Here is a 2,414-nt window from a genome sequence, read left to right as displayed (position 1 = left end):
TCAGAGTTAATTTCTCAGAGTCAAACCCACGATTTTTCAGAGAAACCGGGTTTCTTTGTCCTTGGATGTAACTAGCAACTTGAGTTAATATCTTTTGGGAAGGAAATCTTGTGCGCCACGGCACCTAAGAGCTTCTCTTAGGTGAACCAACCTTTGGAACCCCCCCTTTCGCGGGAGTCTGGTACCGCAAATTGCCCAAAAAATGACTACCTTTGTGACTTCGCTTTGGTGCAATCGCTATCTAAATTTTTGTAAATTTTTGCCAAATTGGCAACACAGCTAAGTCAAATTGGTTTTTCATTTTTGCATCAGGGTTTTTCCTTTGAATTCAACACATTTTAGCGTCAGAGGTGAGGGCGAAGCATGAAAAATTATCCTCACTCCTCAATGCCTACAGTATTTCAAAAAGACGACTGTCTATGGCAAGTAAATTCTTGACATTTTTAAAATTTTGTTTCTAGTTGGCTCTTTTTTTGAGCCAATCAAGTAAAGTTTAGATGGGTCGAAAAGACCCTAATTAAACCAACTAATGTAACTGGTTGTAAACGTTATCCGATTAGCGAGATAGCTGGGTAAGTTCTGTGTTTTAAAGCTTTAAAAAACTGTGTTTAGGTAGATATAATTAGTTAGCAGTAGCTGAAAGGTGGGTGTAGCATTGTTGCTATTTGAACGCAGAGAAGGAGGCAAATAAAATGACAAATAATTTGTGGAACGAACTCTTAGGTTAAACCTTGGTAACTTCCGGTAATTACCGGAAGTTACCTACCATAGATGCAGCAAAATGGGGACGCCAATGTGTTTACTGCGGTAAAAAAGACATTACACTGGAGGTAGAACACATCCACCCAAAGTCTTCTGGCGGTAGCAACCGAGTCAGCAACTTAACAGTTGCTTGTCGGTGCTGCAATCAGAAAAAAGGAGATAAATCAATTGAGGAGTTTTTGAAGAAAAAGCAATACTTGCTAGCAAGTATTGTCAAGCAAGCTAAAACGCCGTTACTAGATGCAACAGCGGTGAATGCAACCCGCTGGAAACTGTTCCAAACACTCAATGTTTTGTTGAGAGTACAGACAGGTACAGGAGGGATGACCAAAATGAATCGGGTTAAAGCAGGACTACCCAAAGACCACTGGATTGATGCGGCCTGTGTTGGAGTAATGCCGTCCCAACCAATCCTCAAAACTTGTCAACCGCTAATTATAAATCATGACGAGACGCAGAAAACCCCTGTCGTTTACGCGGGGGATTTGTGCAAAGCCGGGACTTTTAAGTACCGTCATATTATAATAAGGAGGTGATATTTTTTGCTGGCAGCTTACGTTTACAAGCTAAGACCAAATGCATCCCAGTCAAACAGTATGGAAGATTGGGTCAATATGCTTAGAAGCCACTACAACTGGTGCTTAAACGATAGGATAGTCCAGTATAATCAGCAGTTTATCCAAGGCGATTACTGCGATATCAGAACTAAAGCCAAAGCTTGCCCGCTAACATGTTTCGTCAGCAAGAATGGTGCTTCTCTTGAGCCTTGGAAAGACGCCAAAGCAGACAAAGATGGGAATGCAAAAAATCCCCGCCGTAGCGAGTCGTGATATTCAAATCACGGCGCTGCCACAATTAAAAATAGCTAGACCTTGGTATGGAGAAATTGACTCAACTGTACTGCAACAGAATGTAAAGCGATTGGATGTTGCCTACAAGAAATTTTTTGAAGGTAGGGGATTTCCTAAGTTCAAAAACCGCAGCAACTTTACCTCATTCACATACGCGGCTGGAGTGAAAATCAAAGGGAATAAGGTCTACCTTCCCAAATTGGGTTGGATGCGGTTCCATAAATCTAGATCTGTGCCGGATGGTTTCGCAATTAAATCCGTTACCGTTAGACAAAGACAAGATGGCTGGTATGCTTCTGTCAGGATTGAAGACAAAACCGTACCGGATTATGCCGCTAAGTCCTTAACAGAAGTCAAGTCGATTATTGGTGGCGATTTAGGTATTACTAAATTGGTGCATCTCTCGGATGGCTACCAATTTGAAAATCATAAGTTTGCTATCAAGCAGCAAAAGACAAAACATCTACTTAAAGTTAGACAAAGCCGAGTTAGCCGGAAAGTCAAAGGCAGCAACAAACGTAAAAAAGCCTCTAAGAAAGTCGGACGCTTGCATAAAAAAATTACTGATAAACGGCAAGCTCGCTCAGTGGTGGGTGGCGCATACCATTACATCTCGACGAGTAGATGCTATCGCTATAGAAGATTTAAATGTCGCCGGGATGTTACGACGGTGTAAGCCCAAAAAAGACGATACCACTGGAATATTTTTACCCAATGGTCAATCGAAGAAGAAAGGATTGAATCGCGCTATAAGGGATGCCGCGTGGAATGAGTTGATCTTAAAGATTGAGTATCTAGCTG

3 protein-coding genes are annotated in these 2,414 nt (G+C 41.7%); all 3 read left to right on the top strand.

Annotated elements, in window-relative coordinates:
* Positions 1–731 precede the first annotated feature (731 nt).
* Genes ACE1CM_RS25100 through ACE1CM_RS25090 form a run of 3 tightly spaced genes read left to right on the top strand, consistent with a single transcriptional unit; the run spans position 732 to position 2,289 of the window.
* Positions 732–1,298, top strand: coding sequence for an HNH endonuclease (locus ACE1CM_RS25100; protein ID WP_374881447.1), 567 nt, complete (start codon positions 732–734; stop codon positions 1,296–1,298).
* A 6-nt stretch (positions 1,299–1,304) separates the two neighbouring features.
* Positions 1,305–1,592 carry a helix-turn-helix domain-containing protein gene (locus ACE1CM_RS25095; protein ID WP_374881445.1) on the top strand — a complete coding sequence of 96 codons (288 nt, stop codon included), beginning with the start codon at positions 1,305–1,307 and terminating at the stop codon, positions 1,590–1,592.
* Positions 1,555–2,289, top strand: a complete 735-nt coding sequence (locus tag ACE1CM_RS25090) for an RNA-guided endonuclease InsQ/TnpB family protein (RefSeq protein ID WP_374881443.1) — start codon at positions 1,555–1,557, stop codon at positions 2,287–2,289. The genes ACE1CM_RS25095 and ACE1CM_RS25090 overlap by 38 nt, the downstream gene beginning before the upstream one ends.
* Positions 2,290–2,414 lie beyond the last annotated feature (125 nt).

It is taken from the genome of Microseira sp. BLCC-F43 (assembly GCF_041929235.1).
Lineage (GTDB): Bacteria > Cyanobacteriota > Cyanobacteriia > Cyanobacteriales > Aerosakkonemataceae > Microseira.
This window is presented reverse-complemented; position numbering and strand designations above follow the sequence as displayed.

Coding starts and splice junctions, on each gene's coding strand:
- ACE1CM_RS25090 (WP_374881443.1), top strand. CDS start 1,555: ATGGGAATGCAAAAAATCCCCGCCGTAGCGAGTCGTGATATTCAAATC.